Source organism: uncultured Corynebacterium sp. (genome assembly GCF_902782855.1).
Taxonomy (GTDB): Bacteria; Actinomycetota; Actinomycetes; order Mycobacteriales; family Mycobacteriaceae; genus Corynebacterium.
The window spans coordinates 1-6,132 of record NZ_CACZOO010000128.1 but is presented as its reverse complement, the minus strand read 5'-3'; the positions used below and the strand labels follow the sequence as shown (position 1 = coordinate 6,132).

Sequence of the window (6,132 nt, the reverse complement as noted above, 5' to 3'; positions counted from 1 at the left end):
GGGGAAATATGCCGCTGAACGAGAATGATCTTGTGGCTTTCGTCGATGAGTCGTCCTCTCCCAGAGGACCGCATCTACAGGAGTACCTGGTGTGCGCGGCTGTGCTGTCAGCGGAGGATACCGAGGAGATCCGTTCGGTACTGCGGCCGTTAAAACTCCCAGGGCAAACGAAGCTCCACTGGACGAACGAACGGGACAGCCGGCGTAGGAAGATTGTCGCTGTGCTTTCCTCGCTGGAAAGTATGCAGATTGTGGTCGCACACCGGAGCGCGCCAGATCCCAAGACAGAGCGGTATCGGCGGAAGTGCCTCGAGCAACTTTATTTTGAATTGGGGCAGATGGAGGTCCGAGACCTTGTCTTGGAAAGCCGACGTCCAGGTCAGAATCGGAAGGACATGGAGCACATAGTCATGTTGCAGGGGCGTGGTCAGGCACAATCGGTGAGAATCAGACATGTGATGGGGCGTGACGAACCGTTGCTGTGGATACCGGATGCAGTGCTCGGGGCGCTGAACTCCGCGCACCTCGGTGACGGACAGTACTGGGAGACGCTTCAGGACCGGGTGGTTCTGCAACGGAAGACTCCGGACTCACTGTGAACACGTGACCCAGACATGAGAAAGCCCCGGGGCCAGTCGTCCGGCTGGAGCCCGGGGCCTTCTTCCGATCCCGTCGTAACGGGTGGCGATGGCTCAACCGTAGCAACTTCCAGATAGAGAGGCAACGCTGCTCCACGAGGATCCTCCCCGGGCGATACGGTGAATCCATGACCCCGGACCCGTTGCAGTCGCCGACCCGCGCCACCACCGACGACTGGACTGCGCTCGCCGCCGTCACGCCGCTGCACGCCCGGGTCGCCATGTTCCTGCGCCGCGGTCTGCAGCGCGGGGTGTACCCGCCGCACCGGGCGCTACCACCGTCCCGCGTCCTCGCCGAGCAGTTGGGGGTCTCGCGCACGACCGTGCAGACCGCGCTGCAGCAGCTGGTGGATGAGGGGCTCATCGTGTCGCGTCCCCGCTCCGGGATGTACCCGGTGGCGGCGTCCGTCCCGCAGGAGCCCACGGATGACCGGGTGGACTGGAATCAGCTGCTCTACCAGGTCGCCCCGCCGGTTCCCTCGATCGTGGAACCGGATCACGCGGGGTTCCCGTACCCGTTCCTGTCCGGGCAGATCGAGCCGGGGGAGTTCCCCACCCGCTCCTGGCTCAAGGCGATGAACACGGCCATGTCGGGGAGGAACCTCAGGGTCTCGCTCGGGGACCCTCGGGAGGCCGATGATCCGGAGCTCGTCGCGGCACTGCGTGAGGAGGTTCTCGCGCTGCGCGGCGTCCACGCGGGTCCGGACGAGGTGATGATCACCGTGGGGACGCAGCAGGGGCTCGCGCTGTTGCGTCGGGCGTTGCTGGGCCCGGGGATGCAGGTCGCGATGGAGAACCCGGGGTACGTGGACGCCCAGCGGATCTTCGCGCAGAGCGGGGCGGACATGCAGTACATGACGGTGGACGCCGCGGGCGCCGACCCCCACGGTGCCGCTGGTGCGCACCTGGTCTACCTCACCCCGAGTGCGCACCATCCGACGTCGGTGGCGTTGTCCCCGGAGCGTCGGCGTCGGTTCCTGGCCCTGGCCGCCGAGCAGGACGCGGTGATCATCGAGGACGACTACGACGCCGAGATCCGGTTGCAGGGCCCGCCGCTGGCGCCGATGAAGTCGATCGACACCGCTGGTCGCGTGGTGTACCTGGGGACGTTCTCGAAGTACCTGGCCCCGGGTCTGCGGATGGGCTACATCGTGGGTGCCCCGGAGCTGATCGCGCAGCTGCGGCGGTTCCGGCACTATGCGACGAAGGCGCCGTCGCCGCTGCTGCAGCGCACACTGGCGCTGTTCATCCGGTCAGGGGACTACGCCCGGCAGTTGCGCCGGTACCGGGTGCGGTCGCGGTCGAAGTTCGACCGCTTCGCCGAGGCGGTGGGGCGGTACATGCCGGAGTACGCGGACCAGCTTGTGGTGCCGCGGATGAACCTGTGGCTGCGGATGGTTGGTGGGGTCGGGGAGGACGCTGCGGACGCTGCTGACGCTGCGGACGCTGCTGACGCTGCGGCGTGGGCGCAGCGGGCGCGCGGCAGGGGCGTGCTCGTGACCCCGGGTTCGCTGTACTACGCGCCGGGAACCGTCGCCCGGACCGATGAGCTGCGGGTGGGCTTGGCGTCCATCCCCGAGGTGAGGATCGCCGGCGGGGTGCAGGCGTTGGGGGAGGCGTGATGGAACGGGAATGTCGCGGCGGCGTCCTTCCTGGCTTTCGCGTTCTCGGTGGACGCGGAGCTCGGGGAGTGGATCCGCGACAATGTCGCTTCCCCGAACTCGATGGTCGACCGGATCACTCCGGAGACGACGGACGCCGACCGCGCCGATGTCGCCGAGCGGGGATACGAGGACACCTGGCCGGTGGTCTCCGAGAACTTCTGCCAGTGGGGGCTGGAGGATTCGTTCACTGCGGGGCGTCCGGCGTACGAGCATGCCTGGGTGGAGGTCGTCGCGGACGTGGAGCCCTACGAGCTGATGAAGCCGCGGCTGCTCAATGCCTCCCACCAGGGCTTGTGCTACCTGGGGTATCTCGCGGGGCACCGGATGGTGCACGAGGTGATGGCGGAGCCGCGGTTCCGGGAGAACCTCGCCGCGGGACGCCCGGTGGCGCTGGCAGCGGCGCGACAGGGCGCGGACCCGTTGGCCTTCCTGCGGCAGCGTGAGGTCATCGGTGACCTGGTGGATTCTTCTCAGTTCACCCGTGCGTATGTGTCTGCGCTGGAATCGCCGCACACCGTGGGGGGCTGCGGCGACGACGGAGGGGTTGGCGGCGGAGTGACCGCGTGGGGGTGGTGGAAGGTGGCCTCCACCCCCTGGGGCGGTCAACCCACGTCACTCCCAGATCGACCGGAGTCGGTGGACCTTCACCGAGGGCAGCACCGCCGGGCAGAAGCTCCCGGGTACGGGCCACGACGGTGGTGAGGTGCGGGTGCAGGCCCCTGTCCGTGTCCGGAAGTCCGTTCCCGGGCAGATTCGGTCGGGCCAGGTACGCGAGCTGACCGATTCGGCCCGGGGAGGAACATGGGGACGCGGGGCAGAGCGTTCCGCCGTTACCCTGGTGGCATGAGCACCGATATCTGGATACCCTGGTGGCATGAGCACCGATATCTGGACCGCCGTCCGCTGGGACGCCCCCGGGATCCTCGACCCCTCGCGCGCCGAGGAGGCTGCGAAGTACCTCGTCACCTACTTCGCCGACCTCCCCGGCCACACCTGCCCCGGGTACACCGGCGCGATGTTCACTGAGCTCGGCGGGGGTGGAGATCGCCCGGAGGTGGCGCATGCCGTCACCGCAGAGGACATCATCGCGGTATCGACCCTGTCGGTGGACATCGATGTGATGCATGCACTGCAGCTCACCGGGGCGGTGGCATCGGAGGTCGGTGATGCACGCACGGCGATCGAGCGTGGCGACGCCCGTCTGCAGAACGCCCGTTCGGTGCCGATCGACGCGGTGGAGATCGGGCGGTTGCTCGCCCAGCTCCCGACCGATTTGGACCTCGTGGACGCCACTGATGCGGACCTTGCTGTCACGGACCGGTTGTGGGCGGAGATCCGGCGCAAGAACCTGGGTCCGACGAGGGCGAGCAAACTGCTGGCACGTAAGCGTCCGCGGCTGTGCCCGGTGATCGACAGTTTCGTCACCGCGCAGCTGGGCCACGGCCAGGGGAGGACAGATTTCTTCCGCAGTCTCCGGAGCGTCCTGCAGGACGCAGACCTCGGACTGCCGGCGCATCTGGGTGTCCTACGGGAGGCCGCGGTGGCAGCAGCTCGGAGTGGTTCACCGGAAGTCCTCACCGATTCCGGCCTCGTGCCGGGTCTTCAGGCTGCCGAGCGGATCGGGCGGCTGTCCGACCTGCGCGTCCTGGATATCGTGCTGTGGATGGCAGAGAGTGCCCGGCGCCGGAGCTGACCGTGCTGGCAGTGACGGCTGCGGCCGGGTGACGTGCGGGAGAGCGGGAAGAATCAGCTGGGGCTTCTCTGAACTGGTCCGAGGGGTCCGTGGCGCTGATCGCGTTGATGACAGCCTGACGCCACTCCGCGAGCTTGTTGGGGTGGGCCATGACGCCGTCTGACTCCAGAGCCTGACATACGCCGATGAATCCGGATCTGTCGACCTCGCACCTGTTCATCCACGGGACCACGGACCAGACCTATGCCTACGAGAACATGCTGGCAGATGTTGATGCTGACCACCTGGTGACAGTCGAAAACGGCAGTCATTCGATGACCAGGAACAGTCCGGAGTTTGTGTCTGCGGCGGAACGGGAGTTCGCCCTGGGTTATGTTGCGGGGTGACCCCGGAATACCCGGATACGTACGCGAGGTCCGTCTCGCCGTCGTTCTCGTGGCGACGGTCAGGTCAGTGACCGCTTCGCCAGGATCTCCCGGGCCTTCTCCTCCGGCAGCGCCGCGTTGAACTTCAGCCCGTACACCGCTTTCGGGCTGACGTAGGGCTGCGGCTGATCGGCGACGGGGAGGGCGTCATACCAGGAGATCCTGGACCTGACCTGCGACGGCGTGGTCTCCGGGAAGACCCGCAGTCGATCGTAACGGGCGGCCTGATCAAGTGGTGCGAGCTGGGCGTCATCGGAGATACCGTCGTCTACGAAGCCCAGCTGGCCGGGTAGTGCGTCCCCGTGGGATGTGGACGCCCCCAGCGCAGCCTTCACCTGCTGGTTGCGTCCGGTGCCGCACCACGCCCACCATTCGGCCTGCTCAGGGTTGTAATGACCCACCGGCAGGAAGACCGACTCAGACGACGCGCTCACCGTCGGTGACCACCAGGCACGCACACCCTCGAGGGCCTCCGCCGCGCGTCCGGTCAGAAGGACGCCTGGAACCGATTCTCCGAGGACCACCCGACGCATGCCTTGGGCCACGTCATACCCGAAGGAGGGTCCTGACGATCCCCAGCGGGCCACGCCCTGCTTCGTCGATGGTTCGGTGTGGATGATCTTCCGCTTGAAGTCGATGCTGATGATCTTCCAGTTCCGACCGGCCAGCGCCAGGACGTTCTCGCCGTCCGTTTCCTCCAGTGACGCGACCAGACGGTCCTCCACCATGCCGATCTCGGTCCGACCGTCCAGCACCGTGAACAGGGGAGCTGCGGTGAATGCGGAGAGTAACTCCATGAAGTGCCGGCGTCCGAATGCTTTCTCCGCAGCCTCACCGATGAAGGCGGTCCCTCCGTCTGTCTCCAGCATCCCCGAAGTGATGAGATGGTCGAGGATCTCGGAGGCGTTGCACTCCAACACGGCGTCATCCATCAGCGGTGTCCCGGCCCAGATCGCACGCCAGGTGGCGGTACTGAACGCTCCCCGGGACAGGGCTGCTGCAAGGAATTGCTGGGCGGCGATGTGCAGGGGAAGCGGCGGCGGAATGACCGGTTCCACGAAGCCTGCGGCCCAGGCGGAGAGCAATCCCATGATCTGGAGCAGCATCTCATCCTGGTCGTCCCGGTCCATACTGTCCGGCCCGGGCAATGCGATGAACAGGCAGTTACGTGAGGTTCCGGCACGGCGGCCGGTGCGTCCCAGCCGCTGCAGGAAAGAGGAGACCGTCCGTGGGGCTCCGACCTGGATGACGCGGTCGAGGTTGCCGATGTCGATGCCGAGTTCCAGGGTCGAGGTCGCGACGATCACGCAGTCCGTCTCCTCGGCGAAGGCGGCTTCCGAGCGGGCACGTTCAGACGCAGAGAGTGAGGAGTGGGAGAGGAAGACTCTCACGCCACGTTCCTCCAGGGCGTGGCCGAGGATCTCGACATTCTTCCGGGAGTCGACGAAGACCAGGCGCTTCTCGCCGACGTAGAGCTTCGACAGCAGGGTGGCGACCTGGTCGAAACTGGCCAGCCGGTCCACCCGGATCTCCGGTGCGTCCGGCCCGAGCGCCGGCGAGATCCCGGTACCGGGCAGGACCACACCAGGGGCGATGACGCGACCGGTGCGGGTTGCCGCGGACCTGGCCCCACCCTGCAGCCACTCCAGCAGATCCTCCGGATTGCCCACGGTGGCGGACATGCCGATGCGCTGCAGGTGGTGGCCCACCGT

At 66.9% G+C, this 6,132-nt stretch carries 4 protein-coding genes and 2 pseudogenes; 5 read left to right on the top strand and 1 reads right to left on the bottom strand.

Annotated elements, in window-relative coordinates; all coding sequences use genetic code 11:
* The 5 genes and pseudogenes from QZV72_RS05935 to QZV72_RS05915 all read left to right on the top strand — a co-directional run.
* Positions 1–599: hypothetical protein (locus tag QZV72_RS05935; protein ID WP_367119089.1), on the top strand; the 599-nt coding region annotated here is incomplete at its 5' end.
* Positions 600–766: 167 nt separating this feature from the next.
* Positions 767–1,018: pseudogene (locus tag QZV72_RS14895) on the top strand (winged helix-turn-helix domain-containing protein); the annotation flags it as partial.
* 6 nt (positions 1,019–1,024) lie between these two features.
* Positions 1,025–3,004 (top strand): annotated as a pseudogene (locus QZV72_RS14890) (aminotransferase class I/II-fold pyridoxal phosphate-dependent enzyme).
* Positions 3,005–3,176: 172 nt separating this feature from the next.
* A complete protein-coding gene (locus tag QZV72_RS05920; RefSeq protein WP_297006250.1) occupies positions 3,177–3,995 on the top strand; it encodes a DUF6308 family protein in 819 nt (272 codons plus the stop codon).
* A 185-nt stretch (positions 3,996–4,180) separates the two neighbouring features.
* Complete coding sequence (locus QZV72_RS05915) at positions 4,181–4,381, top strand: hypothetical protein (protein ID WP_297006248.1); 201 nt, start codon at positions 4,181–4,183, stop codon at positions 4,379–4,381.
* 59 nt (positions 4,382–4,440) lie between these two features.
* Here the strand turns inward: QZV72_RS05915 and QZV72_RS05910 are convergent.
* Positions 4,441–6,132: helicase-related protein (locus QZV72_RS05910; protein WP_297006246.1), on the bottom strand; the 1,692-nt coding region annotated here is incomplete at its 5' end.